Source organism: Pseudomonas agronomica, assembly GCF_025917275.1.
In the GTDB taxonomy this organism is placed as follows: domain Bacteria; phylum Pseudomonadota; class Gammaproteobacteria; order Pseudomonadales; family Pseudomonadaceae; genus Aquipseudomonas; species Aquipseudomonas agronomica.
On the sequence record NZ_JAOSHO010000075.1, the window covers coordinates 1 to 16,261 of the forward strand.

Annotated in this window: 20 protein-coding genes; 11 read left to right on the forward strand and 9 right to left on the reverse strand. The window is 55.1% G+C overall.

Annotated features, from left to right (window positions below; all coding sequences use genetic code 11):
- Nucleotides 1-117 precede the first annotated feature (117 nt).
- From OC610_RS08585 to OC610_RS08600, 4 genes are all read right to left on the reverse strand, one after another.
- Entirely contained in the window at nt 118-930 is an 813-nt protein-coding gene (locus OC610_RS08585) for an alpha/beta fold hydrolase (RefSeq protein WP_264427424.1), read from the reverse strand.
- A 43-nt stretch (nt 931-973) separates the two neighbouring features.
- Nucleotides 974-1,834, reverse strand: coding sequence for an alpha/beta fold hydrolase (locus OC610_RS08590; protein ID WP_264427425.1), 861 nt, complete (start codon nt 1,832-1,834; stop codon nt 974-976).
- 185 nt (nt 1,835-2,019) lie between these two features.
- On the reverse strand, nt 2,020-3,333 hold the full coding sequence (locus tag OC610_RS08595) for an ATP-binding protein (protein ID WP_264427426.1): 1,314 nt from the start codon (nt 3,331-3,333) through the stop codon (nt 2,020-2,022).
- Entirely contained in the window at nt 3,330-4,070 is a 741-nt protein-coding gene (locus OC610_RS08600; RefSeq protein WP_030138951.1) for a response regulator, read from the reverse strand. The genes OC610_RS08595 and OC610_RS08600 overlap by 4 nt, the downstream gene beginning before the upstream one ends.
- Before the next feature lie 276 nt (nt 4,071-4,346).
- On the opposite strand from OC610_RS08600, the gene OC610_RS08605 reads away from it, so the two are divergent.
- From OC610_RS08605 to OC610_RS08615, 3 genes are all read left to right on the forward strand, one after another.
- On the forward strand, nt 4,347-4,613 hold the full coding sequence (locus OC610_RS08605) for a DUF2790 domain-containing protein (protein ID WP_264427427.1): 267 nt from the start codon (nt 4,347-4,349) through the stop codon (nt 4,611-4,613).
- 665 nt (nt 4,614-5,278) lie between these two features.
- Nucleotides 5,279-5,641 (forward strand): DUF6124 family protein, encoded by a 363-nt coding sequence (locus OC610_RS08610; RefSeq protein WP_264427428.1) that lies wholly within the window; start codon nt 5,279-5,281, stop codon nt 5,639-5,641.
- Nucleotides 5,642-5,753: 112 nt separating this feature from the next.
- Nucleotides 5,754-6,101, forward strand: coding sequence for a hypothetical protein (locus tag OC610_RS08615; RefSeq protein WP_264427429.1), 348 nt, complete (start codon nt 5,754-5,756; stop codon nt 6,099-6,101).
- Nucleotides 6,102-6,167: 66 nt separating this feature from the next.
- Here the strand turns inward: OC610_RS08615 and OC610_RS08620 are convergent, their stop codons facing one another.
- Nucleotides 6,168-6,401, reverse strand: a complete 234-nt coding sequence (locus OC610_RS08620; protein WP_264427430.1) for a hypothetical protein — start codon at nt 6,399-6,401, stop codon at nt 6,168-6,170.
- A gap of 12 nt (nt 6,402-6,413) precedes the next feature.
- A complete protein-coding gene (locus OC610_RS08625) occupies nt 6,414-6,893 on the reverse strand; it encodes a hypothetical protein (protein ID WP_264427431.1) in 480 nt (159 codons plus the stop codon).
- Between the two features lie 449 nt (nt 6,894-7,342).
- Between OC610_RS08625 and OC610_RS08630 the strand changes: the two genes are divergently transcribed.
- The 4 genes from OC610_RS08630 (at nt 7,343) to OC610_RS08645 (ending at nt 10,013) form a co-directional block, all read left to right on the forward strand.
- Nucleotides 7,343-7,705 (forward strand): DUF6124 family protein, encoded by a 363-nt coding sequence (locus OC610_RS08630; protein ID WP_264427432.1) that lies wholly within the window; start codon nt 7,343-7,345, stop codon nt 7,703-7,705.
- A 228-nt stretch (nt 7,706-7,933) separates the two neighbouring features.
- Entirely contained in the window at nt 7,934-8,311 is a 378-nt protein-coding gene (locus tag OC610_RS08635; protein ID WP_264427433.1) for a hypothetical protein, read from the forward strand.
- Nucleotides 8,312-8,421: 110 nt separating this feature from the next.
- Nucleotides 8,422-9,180, forward strand: a complete 759-nt coding sequence (locus OC610_RS08640) for a DNA adenine methylase (RefSeq protein WP_264427434.1) — start codon at nt 8,422-8,424, stop codon at nt 9,178-9,180.
- Entirely contained in the window at nt 9,180-10,013 is an 834-nt protein-coding gene (locus OC610_RS08645; protein ID WP_264427435.1) for an 8-oxoguanine DNA glycosylase, read from the forward strand. The genes OC610_RS08640 and OC610_RS08645 overlap by 1 nt, the downstream gene beginning before the upstream one ends.
- On the opposite strand, the gene OC610_RS08650 is transcribed toward OC610_RS08645, so the two are convergent.
- The 3 genes from OC610_RS08650 to OC610_RS08660 are packed head-to-tail and all read right to left on the reverse strand — an operon-like array spanning nt 9,948 to nt 12,419.
- Nucleotides 9,948-10,628: a nitroreductase family protein gene (locus OC610_RS08650; RefSeq protein ID WP_264427436.1), complete on the reverse strand. Its 681-nt coding sequence runs from the start codon at nt 10,626-10,628 to the stop codon at nt 9,948-9,950. The two genes, OC610_RS08645 and OC610_RS08650, sit on opposite strands and share 66 nt — an antisense overlap.
- Nucleotides 10,606-11,211 carry a 7-cyano-7-deazaguanine synthase gene (locus OC610_RS08655; RefSeq protein WP_264427437.1) on the reverse strand — a complete coding sequence of 202 codons (606 nt, stop codon included), beginning with the start codon at nt 11,209-11,211 and terminating at the stop codon, nt 10,606-10,608. The genes OC610_RS08650 and OC610_RS08655 overlap by 23 nt, the downstream gene beginning before the upstream one ends.
- Nucleotides 11,208-12,419, reverse strand: coding sequence for a PfkB family carbohydrate kinase (locus OC610_RS08660; protein WP_264427438.1), 1,212 nt, complete (start codon nt 12,417-12,419; stop codon nt 11,208-11,210). Before OC610_RS08660 ends, OC610_RS08655 begins: the two co-directional genes overlap by 4 nt.
- A gap of 47 nt (nt 12,420-12,466) precedes the next feature.
- On the opposite strand from OC610_RS08660, the gene OC610_RS08665 reads away from it, so the two are divergent.
- From OC610_RS08665 to OC610_RS08680, 4 genes are all read left to right on the forward strand, one after another.
- Nucleotides 12,467-12,703 (forward strand): hypothetical protein, encoded by a 237-nt coding sequence (locus OC610_RS08665; protein ID WP_264427439.1) that lies wholly within the window; start codon nt 12,467-12,469, stop codon nt 12,701-12,703.
- Between the two features lie 364 nt (nt 12,704-13,067).
- Nucleotides 13,068-14,321: a GmrSD restriction endonuclease domain-containing protein gene (locus tag OC610_RS08670; RefSeq protein WP_264427440.1), complete on the forward strand. Its 1,254-nt coding sequence runs from the start codon at nt 13,068-13,070 to the stop codon at nt 14,319-14,321.
- A complete protein-coding gene (locus OC610_RS08675) occupies nt 14,314-14,967 on the forward strand; it encodes an MAE_28990/MAE_18760 family HEPN-like nuclease (protein WP_264427441.1) in 654 nt (217 codons plus the stop codon). The genes OC610_RS08670 and OC610_RS08675 overlap by 8 nt, the downstream gene beginning before the upstream one ends.
- A 351-nt stretch (nt 14,968-15,318) precedes the next feature.
- Nucleotides 15,319-16,261 (forward strand): hypothetical protein (locus tag OC610_RS08680; protein WP_264427442.1); only part of this gene is annotated, 943 nt, incomplete at its 3' end.

Consider the following 16,261-nt stretch of genomic DNA (forward strand, 5'->3'; position numbering starts at 1 on the left):
AGAATCGGGGACAGATTTATTTTCAGTTTCCGCAACGAAAAAACCCGGCCTCCTGCGCCGGGTTTTTGGTTCTTCTCGAAGATAAACAGATGGGGTCACTCGCCCCGCTCTACCTGATCACTCTTTGGAACTGGCCTGCGCCGCTTCAACAATCAGCTCCGCAACTTTCCCCGGGTTGGAAGTCATCACCACATGGGAAGCCCCTTGAACGGTGACGGTCTTTTTCGAGCCAGCGCGTTCGGCCATGAACTTCAAGGCCGCCTCGGGGATGTTCTTGTCCGCCGAGCCGTAGATGAACCAGGACGGCAGTTTTTTCCAGGCCGGGTCGCCAGACGCTTCTTTCAATGCCGCCTCGCTGATTGGGCGTTGTGTCGCGGCCATCAGGGCGGAGTCCGCCGCTGGAACGTCGGCGGCGAATTGTTGGCCGAATTTGTCCTGCTGGATGTAGAGATCTTTATTGCCGTCGTCCAACTGCACCGGAGCCGCCAAGGTCGGGCCCAGGGTGCCGCCAGGGTAGCGGCCGGACAGTTCGATCGCGGTTTCGCCTTTGTCCGGCGCGAAGGCTGCGACGTAGACAAGCGCCTTGACCTTGGGGTTATCGTGCACGGCGTTGGTGATCACGGCGCCGCCGTAGGAATGACCCACCAGGATCACCGGGCCGGCGGTGTGCTCGACGATGTCGGCGACGTAATCGGCGTCCTGCTTCACGCCGCGCAGCGGGTTGGCTGCGGCAACGACCGGATAGCCCTGGGTCAGCAACTGGGCGGCAACGCCATTCCAACTGGACGATTCGGCGAAGGCACCATGCACCAGCACGATGGTCGGCTTGGCGGCGGCGGGTTGCGCGGCGGTTGCGCTATCAAGGGTTGTCAGCGCCAACGCGGCGGTGATGGTAACGGCCAACAGCGATTTGAGATTGAGCATGATCATTCCTTTTTTCATTGATTAGAGGGGTGACGCCGCAGCGATGGGTTCACTTGGCCAGGAAATCCAACAGGTCCTGGTTGAGGCGGTCCTTGTGGGTGTCGGTCAGCCCGTGCGGCGCACCGGGATAGACGATCAACTCGGCGTCCTGCACCAGCTCGGCGGCGGCATGGGCGGAGGCGTCAATCGGGACGATCTGGTCGTCGTCGCCATGCACGATCAGTGTCGGCACGTCGAACTTGGCCAAGTCGGAACGGAAGTCCGTCGCCGAGAACGCCGCGATGCAGTCGTAGGTATTCTTGTGGCCCGCTTGCATGCCCTGTACCCAGAACGAATCGATCAGCCCTTGGGAGACTTTTGCCCCGTCGCGGTTGAAGCCGAAGAACGGGCCCGACGCGATGTCGCGATACAGCTGCGAGCGGTTGTCCAGCGAGGCCTTGCGCAGGCCGTCGAACACCTCGATCGGCAGGCCGCCTGGGTAGTCTTCGGTCCGGAGCATCATCGGCGGAACGGCGCTGATCAGTGCGGCCTTCTTCACCCGGTCGGTGCCGTGGCGGCCGATGTAGCGGGTGATTTCGCCACCGCCGGTCGAGAAACCCACCAGGGTGACGTCGTTGAGATCCAGGGTGTTGATCACCGTGGCCAGGTCATCGGCATAGTGATCCATGTCGTTACCTTCCCACGGCTGGCTGGAACGGCCATGGCCGCGGCGGTCGTGGGCGATCACTCGATAGCCTTGGTCCGCCAGGAACAACATCTGCGATTCCCAGCTATCCGAATTCAGCGGCCAGCCATGGCTGAAGGTGACGACTGGCCCATCTTTGGGACCCCAATCCTTGTAATACAGCTGTACGCCGTCCTGGGTGGTGATGTAGCTGGCTGCTTGAGTGTGGGAGGACTGGGTATTCATGCAAGATCTCCTTAGGTCATCGCTCGCCATTCGGCGGATCCGGTGGCGACTTGATGGAGAGAATTCTTGCAGCGGCATGTATACCGGAAATGTTCGACACCCGGCCGCTATGCGTTCTTTTGAGTCTGTAGATGCGCTGGATACAGTGGCTTACAAATGCATGCCACTGATCCAGCAGTAGTGGCCTATTGATCGACGCCGAAGTCGAGGGTTACGCAAAGCCCGCCGCCGTCGCGGTTGCGCAGGCTCAGCGTTCCACCAATCGCGGTGGCCAATTGTTGAGCGATGGCAAGGCCCAGGCCGGTGCCGCCAGAGCTGCGGTTGCGGGAGCTTTCCACCCGATAGAACGGCTTGACCACCTCGGCCAGGATCTCCTCGGGAATGCCCGGCCCTCGGTCGAGCACGCTGATGGAAACGCCAGTGCTCGCATTGCCGCCGATTTCCACCTCGGCGGTGCCGGCGTACTTCAGCGCGTTATCCACCAGATTCACCAGAATACGCCGCAGGGCATGGGGCCTAGTCTCGATGATCGCGCCGTTCTGGCCGCGCAGGCTGACCTCCCGGCCGGTGTCCTGGTAATCGCACACCAGGCTGTCGAGAAAGGAATCCAGGCCGATGCGGCAACTGGTCTCCGTCGCCCCGTGGACACTGCGCGCATAAGCGACACCCTCGCGCACCAGGTGCTCGATCTCGCTGAGGTCGTTGCCCAGTTTGTCTTTCTCGACCGAGTCGTCCATGAACTCCGCGCGCAGCTTCATGCGCGTGATGGGCGTCTGCAAGTCGTGGGAAATCGCCGCGAGCAATTGCATACGCTCCTTCAGGTAAGCGGCAATGCGCGCCTGCATGCTGTTAAAGGCGCGGGCGGCGTAGGCCACTTCCCGTGGACCGGTTTCATCCAACGGCACGGGATGGGCGTTCGGGTCGAGGTTCTCGACCGCCTCCGCCAGGCGACTGAGCGGGCGTATCGCGATGCGCACGGCAAGCCAGGTGCAGCCGATCATCAACAGTAACTGACCGAACAGGACAAAGGGCAACCAGGGCGACAACGGCCTGACCGAGGGACGCACATCGATGGTCACCGGGCTGCCGTCAGCCAGCCGCACCTGGGCTTGAAAATGCTGGCGTGGGCCCGGGATCTCGACAAAGGTCAGGTCATAGTTGCTGCCCAGCGCGACTTGAAGGGATTGCGCCGCCGTCGCCGCGAGATCGTTCGACGTGAGTGGAATGCCGGGATCGTGTTCGCGCAGCAAATAGTCATAGTTGCGACGCTGCAGGCGTTTGGTCCATGCCAGGCGCTCGTCGGCAGGCAGACGGTCGAGGATGGCGATGGACGTCGCCGTGTCGTGCTCGAAGTTGCCCAACATGGCCGTCTTGGTGCTTTCGTAGCGTTCGTAGTACTGGGCTGCGAACGTCAGGGCCTGGGCGAGTATCAAGCCGACCAGGAACACCAGCCACAGCCGCGAGGCCAGCGTGCGAGGCCATTGCAACGCGAGTTTCATGCCTGCTCCTCAAGCATTTCCACCGCAAAGGTAAAGACGTAGCCTTCATTGCGCACCGTCTTCAAGTAGAGCGGTTCGCGAGCGTCATCCAGCAAGCGCTGACGCACGCGGCTGACCAGCAGATCTATGGAACGGTCGAAGATGTCCGCGTCACGGCCCTGCGTCAGGTTGAGCAACTGGTCGCGGCTCAGCACCCGCTGAGGATGATCGAGAAACACCCGCAGCAGCCGGTACTCGGCGCCGCTCAGCGAGACCAGCGTGTCGTCTTCATCGAGCAGATGGCGGGCGGTGGTGTCGAGACGCCAGCGGCCGAACTTCAGCATGCGGCCGCTTTCGCTGACGACAAAATTGGGCGGCAGCATACGGGTGCGCCGCAGCACCGCGTTGATGCGCGCCAGCAGCTCCCGGGCCGCGAAGGGTTTGGCCAGATAGTCGTCGGCGCCCATCTCCAGGCCAATGATGCGGTCGGTCTCGTCGCTGCGCGCCGTCAGCATCAGCACCGGTGTCGCCTTATGCTTGCCGGCGCGCAGCTCGCGACACAACAGCAGCCCGTCATCCCCCGGCATCATGATGTCGAGCACGATCAGATCCACCTGATTGGCTTCGAGAAAGGCCCGCATCTGACGACCATCCGCCACCACGGTGGTGCGCAGGCCGTTCTTGATCAGGTAATTGCCGACCAGCTCCCTGATTTCCCGATCATCATCCACGATCAAAACGTGATCGACATGTTCCATGCCCTGCTCTCCGAAATGCGCGCATCGATTGCGCAGTGTGACGATGCCGTGTTGCCGGTTGGCGACGCACCGTGCGTTCAGCTTATTCAGCCCAAAATAAGCAAAAAACAGTGGCGATTGTATCGATCTGTATCGCAATTCACCTCAGATACGTACGCATCCAACCACGGCGTTTTTTCGACACAGCCGAGATACCTCACGGGCCTTTAATGAGCGCCATCGAGACAACAAGCATCGCCTCGACGACGCAATCGAACTCATTGAAGGGAAACGACCATGAACCTGAAAACCATCGCTACCGCTTGCCTGATCACCGCCCTGAGCGCCGGCGCATTACCCGCCATGGCCCAAGACAAAGCAGCCAGCGAAAGCTATTCCTACGGCACGCACCTGGACATCGACAAAGTGATCTCGCTGACCGAAGACAGCGGCCAGACTTGCGGGTTGGTGAATGCGCGGATCACCTACCTTGATTCGATGGGCCAGCAGAAGGCCCTGACGTATCTCAAGCACGCGGCCAGCTGTAACAATGAAGGCAGCTGAGGCGTGGCTCAGGGGTGGCGGTCCATTTTTATCAGACCGCCAGATAACTATCGCGAGCAAGCTCGCTCCCACAGGGGGTTGGGGGTGTTGCAGATGTTGTGTTCACCACCGCCCGGTGTGGGAGCGAGCTTGCTCGCGAATACGGCGGGTCAGCTTGCATCAATGTTGAATGTGCCGACACCTTCGCGAGCAAGCCCACTCCCACACTTGTTCGGTGGTGTTCATAAATACCGTGTGCAACACAAAACCCTGTGGGAGCGAGCCTGCTCGCGAAGAAAACGACTCGGTTCCAGCGCAAAACACCCCACCCAAATCGCCAAAAATCCCCTCTCCTACAGCCCTCCCCTACACCGTCCATCAAGCTACGCATCCTTGCGCCTTTGCCTACAACTACGCCAGAATCCGCCCGCTTGTGCGCCTTGTCCCGGGGCTCTATTGTCTTCCTGCCACTGCCCATCAGTGGTCGGGTTTAGTAGCCCGGTTAAGGATACGGTCGCATGAGTCTCATCAGTCAGGCATTGCCTGCACTCGATGGTGGCTGTGCGCATGGCGCCCTCGGGCGCGCCGGGTTTCCGTTTCCTCACCGGTCTACTAACTTGCGCACAGCTGCCTCCCTTTCGTTTAGTAGCGAGACGGTAGCGGCCTACTAACGAGGAAACGTGACAATGTTCAAAGCGACTCCGAATCCGCCAGAAGCAGATTCCACCTCCACCTCCGCAAAATCCAAAGCCCAGCAGCAAGACGAAATCACCCAACGGGTGCTCGATCACTACTTGCTACCGAAACCGGATAAACCCAAAGACGACCCCAAACCGGGGCAGCTATTCACCGTCGTGAAAGGCCTCGATAACGAATGTTTGCTTGCCAACCTCACTGAGACGTTGGCTTCGGCTGATGCCATGGTGAATGATCTGGCGTTTGATCTGGACGGGGCGAGGCGTCATGTGGCGCTGGGGATTCAGCAGTTGATTGAGCTGAGTTCGTTGTTGGCGAATCGGGTGTTGGATAATGTGGAGCCGCGGCAGTAGGTAAAGGTTTGCCAATGAAAAAACCCGGCGTTTTGCGTCGGGTTTTGGTTTTTCCATCCAGAAAGTGGCACATGCGAAATTGCACCTCTTTCATCCTAGCCAGGATCAACCGATGCAAAACACTTTGAAAACTTTAGCTGCCGTACCGATGCTTTGGGCCACATTAGCCAATGCAACTTCACCATGCACAGGTGTTGAGTGCGCTGACAAAGCATCGGCTTCCTTTATTGCGCCCTATGATTTTTTCGAGGCCAAGTGCTCTTCGGTAAATCCTGATATGCGGGAACGATACTCTGCGGTGACCGCCCACTTCCAACAAGATGCGGATGCAGATTTCCTCAAAAAGTTGCGGGCTTCGGAAGCCTACGCCCGCGTATTCGCCGAGATAGAGTCGAAGGCAAATTCCTTAAGTGCAGCCGAACTTGGCAACGCTTGCGAGGAATTCTCGAAAGAAAACTAAGGCCAATCGGAATAAGGGGCCGGATTTATTTGCAGCTCAATCTGCCCATTTCTCCCCTTCAGCAACCTACTCAAACCGCCGTCGCTTCATGAACAACCCCATTCCTATCGCCACGGCAAAAGCCGACAGCAAACCCAGATCAAACCCCAACAAGCGGTTCTGACCTGCCACAAAGCAGCCAACCGCACCCGCCGCCACCAACACCACGCCTAGCCACTTGCGTAGCAGATACGGCTTGAGGAATCGATCAAGCAGAAAGGACAACACCAAGGCAATGGCCAGTTGAGTAATTACGGACATATACGTCTCCGGTCAGGCCTTGATGATCAGTGTCGAGAGAGTGCGTTGCGGGCCGATGCCGCCGTTGACCTGCGCCTCGATGCTGACCAGTACGTCGCCCGCATGGTAGGTGGGCAGGATTTCATTGGCGTACGTGCGCACACCGGCCCCTACAGATGCTGCCACGTAATAGGGGGCCACGGCCTTCGCGGCGGCAGTCGAGGCCGTGGTTGCAAGGTTGGCGATCGTGGTGCGCTGGGCATTGAGGGCATCGCCCTGTTGCCGGGTCAGCGGCTTGGAGATGCTGATCATCATCACGCAAGGCAGGCCCCTGGCCTGCATCTTGTCGTATACCTCGACGACCTTGCTGTTGACTTCGTAGTGGGCGCTTTTTGCCTCGCCAAAATGCAGCTCGCGCAAGCGCCCACGTTCGCTGTCGGTGAGGGTGATCTGCGAGACGTTGAAGACGATCCCGTGATTGCCCATGTATTGGAAAGTCCCTTCGAACTTCATCGCCCGTATCCTTTTGGGGTAAAGCTCGCAATTTTCTACAACGGGCGGATCGGATTCAAATCATTTCGTACTGCTGGACTGAGCAAAACAACCCACCTGCATCGCCAAAACACTCTTCTCCTACAGCCCCCGCCTACAACGTCCATCAAGCCACGCATCCTTGCGCCTTTGCCTACAACTACGCCAGAATCCGCCCGCTTGTGCGCCTTGTGCCTGGGTTCTATTGTCTTCCTGCCACTGCCCATCAGTGGTCGGGTTTAGTAGCCCGGTTTACGTCTCGGTGCACGAGTCTCATCAGTCAGGCATTGCCTGTTCTCGATGGTGGCTGTGCGCATGGCACCCTCGGGTGCGCCGGGTTTGACGTAATCACCGGTCTACTAACTTGCGCACAGCCGCCACCCTTTCGTTTAGTAGCGAGAGGGTCGCGGCCTAATTGAGAGATTACGTCTATGTTCAAAATTACCCCGAATCCGCCAGAGGCAGATTCCACCTCCACCTCCGCAAAATCCAAAGCCAAGCAGCAAGACGAAATCACCCAACGGGTGCTCGATCACTACTTGCTACCGAAACCGGATAAACCCAAAGACGCCCCCAAACCGGGGCAGCTATTCACCGTCGTGAAAGGCCTCGATAACGAATGCCTGCTCGCCAACCTCACTGAGACGTTGGCTTCGGCTGATGCCATGGTGAATGATCTGGCGTTTGATCTGGATGGGGCACGGCGTCATGTGGCGCTGGGGATTCAGCAGCTGATTGAGCTGAGTTCGTTGTTGGCGAACCGGGTGTTGGATAACGTGGAGCCGGGGCGGTAGGTAAAGGTTTGCCAATGGTAAAACCCGGCGTTCTGCGCCGGGTTTTGGTGCTTCCCGTTGAAACGGACGAATATGCCCTAAATATTCTCAGTTCCTTTTCCGGGGTAGCCCATGACTGTCCTTCCTATCGATAGGAAGCAAATGGCCCAAAAGCCACCGTGCATGAATGGCGGCTTCTGAAAGGAATGATGGGTAGGATGGATAACAATCTCTGGAATAGGACACGGTATGCCGCAGCTCATATGGGATCCTTCTGATCTTTTCGCCGTACTTGGCGTCATTCCTTCCCACGATGAATATGAAACGTCACATCAATATTTGATTGAGCAAGGCTCACTCAGACTGGAACTGACAATCTGGCAATATGATTCTGATGTAGAGATTCAGATGTGGGTGGCGTCGCTACCAAAACCCATCATCAAGTACACATTGCTTGGATGTCCCGGTATCCGCGTTGTTAACGACAAGCGCGGCACATTCGTGGAGTTCGCTGCGTCGAACGCTTTCACCGGCCGATATGACGGATACTCGGTCATTCCCTACGGCTTAAGGCTTTGGGTCGATCCACAGTTTTTTCTGGAACCGTTTAGCTACGGGCCTGTTTAAGACCAAGGTGGTCACCTACGAATGACCGCCAGTGGCCAGAAGCGGTCGGCTGAGAGGGCAACGAGCCATTGCATCATGCGGATTAGGGATGACAATAGGCTCTGACTTAGATGCGACTGACAAAAGCCCCTTCGCTGCCTGTTCAGCCGGTGAGCGTTGACATCATCGTCATTTCTGACGATGATGCATCTATGAGATACCCAGGCGGAAAAGGCAAGTGCTATCAGCGCTTAATCAACCTGATGCCACCGCATCAGACATACATTGAGTCCCACCTCGGCGGCGGCGCCGTCATGCGCAACAAGAAAGCTGCGCGTCGGAACATAGGCTTGGATATCGACGCCAAGGTCATCAAGCTATGGCAGTCGAAGCTCTTAGGAACCTGCGAGCTCCACCAGGTCGACGCAGTGTCCTTCCTCGAAGGCTATACGTTCGAAGGTCAGGAACTAGTGTACGTGGATCCTCCCTATGTTCCCGAAACGCGCCGGCGCGAGAAGGTCTACCACTGCGACTACACTGAAGCTGACCACATAAGGCTACTACGCTGTTTGGTCGCACTACCTTGCAATGTGATGCTGTCGGGCTATGACTGTACTCTCTACAACCAAGAGTTGGCCGGGTGGCGAAAAGTGAGTTTCCCAGCAAAAACTCACGTAGAGATGCGCGAGGAAGTGGTGTGGATGAACTTCGCACCACCTAGCCGATTGCACGATACCCGCTATCTGGGCGAGACGTTCCGGGATCGCCAGACCATCCAGCGCCGCCAAACTAGGCTCCGTAATCGCATAGAGAGCTTGGACCCCATTGAGCGACACGAATTAATGCAGTGGATGCAAGAGCTTTACGGCAACGACGAGGAGGCCGCCTAATGCAGCTTGGCGCTATTTTCATGGACCAAGTGGTCTTCAATGTCGAGCTACCCCAAGCTGAGGCGGAAGTTCTTCCAGGCGTCCCATGGGGAGCTATGGAAGCATTCCCGTCACCGGCCTATTGGGCATACCAAGTTTATGCCCGCCGGCTCACTGGCAATCGGATCAACTACAAGCTCGGTGCCACTCTGAAAGAAGAAGTTGGGGCCTGCCTGTTGGGTGGCCATGGCATTCCCGCCAACGTCGGCATCGCAGCTTTCCATCACGTAAAAGAGCGAGGTGCTTTCGGCGCAGTACCCCCAGCAGAAGACACTCTGCTTGAGTGGCTGCAGGAACCCCTCACGATTGATGGACGCCAGGTTCGGTACCGGTTCGCCAAGCAGAAGGCTCGCTATCTCAGTGCCGCACTTCAGAAGCTGTCTGCGGAACGACCGCCGCTTTCCTCAGGAAAGGTGCTCCGTGACTGGCTGCTGGATATCCCTGGCATCGGTTACAAGACTGCCTCATGGGTCGCCCGGAACTGGCTGGACGCCGACGACGTGGCCATCCTGGATATCCATATCCTACGGGCTGGCCTTCTGGGCAAGTTCTTCGAGGATAACCTGACGGTCGAGCGCAACTACTTGGAGCTTGAAGAGCAGTTCATCCGCTTCAGCAAAGGGCTCGGCGTCAGAGCCTCTGAGCTAGATGCGCTGATGTGGCTGGAAATGATGTCGTCCCCCTCCACTGTGCATAGCATCATGGGGATGGGCCATCATAACCCTGACTCAGCTGCTCGCGGCCGCACCAAGAAGCGCAAGACCAACCCCAGCCAGCTTGCCCTGATCGGCTAAGCCACTGGCCCACGGCTCGCCCGTGATGCCAAGCGGGCAGAAGTTAAGCCCCTGAGCTGTAGCCGTCAGAGCCATCACCCCGAGTAGAGCTCCCGCGTCGCGCCAGATGAGGCTGCACCCGTCCTGGTACTTGCCCAAAGTCTTCCCCGGCTCAGCTAGGAACAGAAAACGGGTTGCCTGATCACCTGCCAGAACCTGCGAGCTATGGTCGAGCAGACCTGCAAGCTTGGCAGGCGCATGCTTGATCTCTGCGAGCCGGTGATACCTAGGCACATACAACCACCATCGGTCATCGCCCGGTCGTTTAACAACAACATGGATCGGGTGAATCGCGCCTGCGGAAGGCGCCGCTCGATGCTCCAGGTCGAAACCAAGCTTTGAAGATCCTACGCCTCGTGTTCTACAGGCCAGCCAGAGAAATGCGCCAAGTTGTTGATCATCGACACAGCCGAACTCACGATCAGATGCACGGGCGTCTATGACCTCACTGAATGGTCGATCAGGTACCCCAGGGGCGAATGGGAGTGAGAAGGTCTCGTCCATCTCCCACTTGATCGGGGTATAAGGCTCAGGAACACTCCTAGGTATCGGATCAGCCAAGTCGATCCAGGTCATAGCCGACCTCCAGGAAGACCTCCATGTACTTGTTGCAGCCGCGGCAGTTTCCACATGCCACGTGGGACTTGTGGCAGCTATGGGCCCAGGCCAAGAGCCCCGCCGGAATACCCGACTGACGCACAAGTTCAGCGGTGGAAAGCTCAATCGCGGGGGCCTCCACCACCATGCCTCCCTCCTGCAGGGAGAGCAAATGGCTGATCGCAGCCATAAACTCAGGCGAACCATCTCTGTGGAATCCATCCGACTTCACAGTGCCGAGCCATAGGTGCGTCACACCAAATGAAATCGCCTTCATCGCCGCCAGCGTGACCAACATCTGGTTCCGGTATGGCCACCAGTCCGAGGCCGGAGCCAGGTCGTCAGCTTGTGTGCCGGCCATATCCCCTGATCCCAACTGTCGGCAGTCGATCTCAATCACATGGTGAGGAATACTGAGCTCCCGGCAGATCGTGCGCGAAGCCTCGATCTCCGCCTGAGCCGCCAGTTGACCGTAATTGAGGGTGAAGGCGATGTCTGGTCGCCTCCACCAAGCAAGCGTCAAGGAGTCCATGCCTCCGGACAACAGCAACCCTGTCTTCATATCTCCACCGCTTCCCAGACCATCTGATAGACCGCACTGACGTAGTCATCAGTAATGGTGCAGTCGGAGCCCTCCATCATTTTCTGATCCTGCTCGGACTCATTCTCCGCATAGAAAACGACGGGTTTGTTTAAAGCTCGGGCGTAACCAATCTCGAAAATCGTGCCCGAGTCGAGGCCATCTCCGATCGCGAACAGCACATCGCAGTTGCGGACACCTTGGAGATCTTTTTCAACAACGTCTTCTGCAGTACCCAGGCCAACATCGTGGTAGGGAGAGAAGACCTCGAGTCCCATGGCTTTCAGATCGCGGCGAGCCTGCCCGACCATCCAGAGCTCTGCGAGCGTGAAGAACGGACCGGCGAGGTAGACCTTCGGCATGTAGCCATCACGGTACCGCTGAGAGGGCTGCAGCGCCTTCGGCTTGAATGCAGCCAACAAGGTTTGATCGGGGAAGCCTTGGCTCTCACAATAGAAGGCTGTCGCGATGGACGCGATCGAAGCAGCAGCGTGAGCAGAAAGGCCGTTGTCCAACCATCCCAGCGCGAAGTGGGCAGCAAAGGTGTCACCAGAACCGATCTTCCAAACGCGCTCAGTGCGATAGGCCGGTACGGTAGAGAACTTACCGTTATCGTACACAAGGGCGCCCAGCGGTCCCATTTTGATGACGACAACTTCCGCGTTTTCCTGCTTGGCCAAAGCAGTCGCGATGTCCTGAGGGGACAATCCGCGGGAGGCGGGCAACAGCAAGTTGGCTTCGTGGCGATTCAGGACAAGGGCCAGGTGTTTGGCTGTAGAACCATTGGCGCTGAAGGATTCAGGCTCATCGGCGTTCTGGGGGTCAAATACCGCGAACTCTGCGTTCACTACTGCAGTTCCATCGATCATGCCGAAGCGAAGCACCTTCTCTCCACTCACAGATAAGGTAGACCTGGCATGAGTACCACGTCGAATGTCGGGGTTGGCTAGACCATGAATATACTCAAATGTCACCCCGGCCTCAGCAGGTGCAGAATTGAACTTGAAGCCTTCAGCCGCTGCGCGTGCGTCTACAACGAGTTGGGTTCCGCTATCCACACATGCGTGTAGCTCAGCGTTACCACCAAAACGGGCAATCGCCGTTGCCGCGCGTCCTGCCGATCCATAGATATCGTCCCAACCCGGTCGCATGCACCGCTCCCGGTAGACGCCTCCTACGATTGTAATCATGGAGCTCTCCTTGCTCGCGATTAGACGTGATACACCCGAACTCGCACTTGCCCGCCACTGATGTTCAGTATACGGGCCTGGAACTGTTCATTCTGGTTCATGCAGTTCCGCAGTTGGTTCAGCCGTGGATCGACAATTCCCCCCGCTTCATTGCCATTCCACAGCGCTACGACGACTTGATTTCCACCCTGTCCAAAGGCTATATCGAGAACGTTGCCAACCTGCAGCTGAGCGACCACCAACGGTTTTGGCGATGCAAGCTGAGTGTCAAACTGAAGTGTTGAACAAGAATCACTGGGGGAATCTGGCCCCAAATAGCTACCACCTGAACCGGACATATTGCATTTCCCTCTGCTAGTCGATCGGAGCGATAGGAATATCACAGCATGCAGGCAAAGTGCTATTGATCACCGTCAAGGTTAGGTCGACTATCCGTAAGTGGCATGAATGCCGCCTTGGACCGCTACAACTTACCCACTGTCAATATCTACGGACGACTTTGGGTTGGTGGCTGCCAGGGGCAGCATTCGGCCAGAAGCCGCCGCTCAAGGATGGGCCCATCCGACTCCACGTGTCTCAATAAATCGTCCAGTATGGAACACTCGACACGAACGAGCCCATCGCAGATCATCAAAGGACCTTACAAGGATGCCGAGGAACGTATGCCACGGATCGCCTACTGACGACGCATCACATGATCGCGCCAATTTTGTATCAACAGCCATCATCTATCGCTGGGATTTCCCACATGGCACCTTGACACCAGCATTGGCAAACGATGAAAGTACCCAGCACGCGCGTGCGCTATCTCTGAATCGTCGCAGAAAGCAGACCATTCCTATGTGGTCCCCAGGTAATAACATGACCGATCATCTAGAGCAGCTCGAGAAAGAAAGGCGAAAAGTTGACTTTGATACGTTTGATATCTCTGTAAAAGAGCTCGCCTCAATGGCTGAGCAAGACATTATAAACATTGCTCCGGCCTATCAGCGTCAATTTCGTTGGCCTGCAGCGAATCAATCCAAACTCATTGAGTCTGTGTTCCTCGGAATTCCAATCCCAAGTCTGTTCATGGCAGCCAATAAAGATGGTACTTGGGAGCTAATTGATGGTGTGCAACGACTTAGCACCCTTATACATTTCTCAGGCACCGACGAGCAACTGGAAAAGTTTGGATTTCCCGAAGGCCTGCGTTTACAGGGACTCGAAGTGCTCTCAGAGTTCAATGGCCTTCGATTCAACGACCTTCCTCAAACTCTGCGGTTAAAGTTTTCGCTTCGCCCTTTAAAAGTTACCACGCTCAGTGATAAAAGCGACTTAAAGGTAAGATTTGATCTTTTTGAACGCCTGAATACCGGAGGAATAAAGTTAACTGATCAAGAGATCAGAACATGCGTCTTCAGAGGCCAGTTTAATGACTTTCTTAGCGAGCTTTCCGAAAACGAAGATTTCCGATCCGTTGTCAACGTTCCTACCTCAAAAGAAAATGACGGAACTTATGGAGAGCTGGTACTGCGATTCTTTGCATATTTTCATAATAAGGAACATTTTGACCATAGCGTGGTCGGCTTCCTAAACGACTACATGTCAGAGTCATCAAAAAACTTTAATTACAAAAAGAATCGCAAGCTGTTCGAGAAAACTTTCAATGAGCTTTCAAAGCTTTTGCCCGAAGGCGTTAGGCGCGGAAACAGAAAGCTCACCCCTGTGAATCTTTACGAAGCTGTGGCAGTCGGAGCCGCGCTGGCTATCGACGAAGGCAAGGACATCTCACAAAGCGACCCAAGCGCCTTCATGAATGATGATGAACTTACAGCTTTAACTTCCGAGGCCAGCAACTCTAGAGTTCGGGTACTTAAACGAGTTCAATACTGCTACGAGAGATTCAGCGCCGATGTTTGAGGCTACGCGCAATGGCGCGACGGACCGACTCAGCCAAGCCTTTGCGCTCATCAACACTATCAAAATGATCGAAGACAAGAGCGAGGTGGCGGAAGCGGTAAAAACACAAAAAGGATTAGTCTTTATATTGCTATATGCTGCATTAGAATATACCGCAACCTCAATTGTTTCCGAATTCCTTACTCTCCTCAAAACAGAAGTCGTTAAAAACCACGAACTAAAGATGTTTTATTTAGCAGTAACATTGGACGCAAATTTTAAATCTTTAATTGCATGTAGCGACAAAACCTTTTGGAACAAAAAAACATCCATCATTGAAGCCTTTCATTCACAAGATGCTGCCAAAATTGATGATTCGATTTTTCCTGCCACAGGAACCAATATAGCTTTCGATCAATTAGAGCATATTTGGAAAATCTTCCACCTAGCCGGCTCCCCGCTTCCTGCCGAAGTAGCAGTTTTTCACCTCATAGAGTTACGAGAACATCGCAACGCCATAGCTCATGGGCGGGAAACCGCTGCAAGTGTTGGAAGGCGATTTTCTTCCGAGACTCTTACGGCGCGCTACAACTTAATAGCACTACTTTGCGAGCACATAGTCTCAACATTTGAAGATACCGCACACACGAAAGCATATTTAAAATAGCGTCACGTACCTTGCAGCCCTCAAAACTTCTGAATAGCACGCCCAGTCACGCTTGCTGCGCTCTACGAGGGTCAGTTATGGGACCAAAGCGAACCAGGAGAGATGTCCGCTTTGGGCCGGTTGCTGACTCTCGCGAGCGACTGGGGTCGGCAAAACGTGGACATTCACCAGGGATTGCTACCGGTCACTACGAAACTAGGTACGCTTCAGTACGGCCTGTATGGTAACGAACCAGCCCTACCTTCGCAGGAATCTGGCAATATCGATCATCACCCCAAAGCGGCTACTCTTAGACGCCCTGAGAGCCAGCTTCATACGACACTTTGAACACTGGAAAGTAGGTCATACGGAATGAAATTTCTCGACGATATAATGCAGTCAATATCTGGAAACACAAAAACGAAGGTCGAAGATCCATTTATTGGTGCATTCATTGGGTCATGGATAGTCTGCAATTGGAATCATTTGGCAATACTAATATGGGGTGAGGGGAGCACCGCAGAACGAATTAATGCTCTCAGCACGCATATTAACGAAACTCAAACAATTGGCTTAAATACATTATTTATAATTCCTTTTTTTATGACGCTGTTGTTTTTGTTTGCTTTCCCTTGGATGTCGCTCTTTTTGAAATCCTTACAAAAGTTTGCGAATGAGCGCTTACATCAACAAGCCATATCAATCGAGGTTGGCAAAATCAAGCAGCAGGAGACACTAAATAAGCAAAAGCTATTAGCAGACCCTGATAAGAAATTTTTAGAGCAGAATGTCCAGTTAGACATTGATCGCCGACAAGAAATAATCGAACAATTGAAACTCAGAACTTTAAGATTTAAACAAAAAGCCGAAACGGCGATAGCAGTATTGGAAGCGGCTACAGCCTCAGCGGCGGAAGCAAAAAGCCAAGCGAATCAAGCTGAGCTAGAAGAGGAGAAAAAACAGAAAAATGCTGAGCTCGAACGACAACGGTTCAACGTGGAAAGCGCTCAATTAAAATCAAAGCTGGCCTCTAACCGTTTTCCATCATCTTACGGCCTCATGTTGGCAATCGAAGAAAGCCTGAAGGCGGATGAAATTCAATTATCTCTAACTGGATTAGGCGAGATAGTTGCTATGATTTTTGGTTACTCAAGCTTTTACTCTCTCGTTCATGATGAAAACTTTAATAACGATAAGCTATCGCAAGTCACATGCATTTATTACGACCCTAAAGAGTTTGCATCAAGACTCGAGTCGATCGTGCAGGATGAAAGCTCCGAAAATGCGAGTTTAGAGCCCGACCTTCTATTTGATC

What these genes read in the sequence shown, in the direction of transcription:
- OC610_RS08660 (WP_264427438.1), bottom strand. Translation starts at nt 12,419, where the DNA reads ATGATTACAATCGTAGGAGGCGTCTACCGGGAGCGGTGCATGCGACCG.
- OC610_RS08625 (WP_264427431.1), bottom strand. Translation starts at nt 6,893, where the DNA reads ATGAAGTTCGAAGGGACTTTCCAATACATGGGCAATCACGGGATCGTC.
- OC610_RS08630 (WP_264427432.1), top strand. Translation starts at nt 7,343, where the DNA reads ATGTTCAAAATTACCCCGAATCCGCCAGAGGCAGATTCCACCTCCACC.
- OC610_RS08620 (WP_264427430.1), bottom strand. Translation starts at nt 6,401, where the DNA reads ATGTCCGTAATTACTCAACTGGCCATTGCCTTGGTGTTGTCCTTTCTG.
- OC610_RS08615 (WP_264427429.1), top strand. Translation starts at nt 5,754, where the DNA reads ATGCAAAACACTTTGAAAACTTTAGCTGCCGTACCGATGCTTTGGGCC.
- OC610_RS08670 (WP_264427440.1), top strand. Translation starts at nt 13,068, where the DNA reads ATGCCGAGGAACGTATGCCACGGATCGCCTACTGACGACGCATCACAT.
- OC610_RS08605 (WP_264427427.1), top strand. Translation starts at nt 4,347, where the DNA reads ATGAACCTGAAAACCATCGCTACCGCTTGCCTGATCACCGCCCTGAGC.
- OC610_RS08610 (WP_264427428.1), top strand. Translation starts at nt 5,279, where the DNA reads ATGTTCAAAGCGACTCCGAATCCGCCAGAAGCAGATTCCACCTCCACC.
- OC610_RS08595 (WP_264427426.1), bottom strand. Translation starts at nt 3,333, where the DNA reads ATGAAACTCGCGTTGCAATGGCCTCGCACGCTGGCCTCGCGGCTGTGG.
- OC610_RS08655 (WP_264427437.1), bottom strand. Translation starts at nt 11,211, where the DNA reads ATGAAGACAGGGTTGCTGTTGTCCGGAGGCATGGACTCCTTGACGCTT.
- OC610_RS08590 (WP_264427425.1), bottom strand. Translation starts at nt 1,834, where the DNA reads ATGAATACCCAGTCCTCCCACACTCAAGCAGCCAGCTACATCACCACC.
- OC610_RS08675 (WP_264427441.1), top strand. Translation starts at nt 14,314, where the DNA reads ATGTTTGAGGCTACGCGCAATGGCGCGACGGACCGACTCAGCCAAGCC.
- OC610_RS08645 (WP_264427435.1), top strand. Translation starts at nt 9,180, where the DNA reads ATGCAGCTTGGCGCTATTTTCATGGACCAAGTGGTCTTCAATGTCGAG.
- OC610_RS08635 (WP_264427433.1), top strand. Translation starts at nt 7,934, where the DNA reads ATGCCGCAGCTCATATGGGATCCTTCTGATCTTTTCGCCGTACTTGGC.
- OC610_RS08585 (WP_264427424.1), bottom strand. Translation starts at nt 930, where the DNA reads ATGATCATGCTCAATCTCAAATCGCTGTTGGCCGTTACCATCACCGCC.
- OC610_RS08650 (WP_264427436.1), bottom strand. Translation starts at nt 10,628, where the DNA reads ATGACCTGGATCGACTTGGCTGATCCGATACCTAGGAGTGTTCCTGAG.
- OC610_RS08600 (WP_030138951.1), bottom strand. Translation starts at nt 4,070, where the DNA reads ATGGAACATGTCGATCACGTTTTGATCGTGGATGATGATCGGGAAATC.
- OC610_RS08640 (WP_264427434.1), top strand. Translation starts at nt 8,422, where the DNA reads ATGCGACTGACAAAAGCCCCTTCGCTGCCTGTTCAGCCGGTGAGCGTT.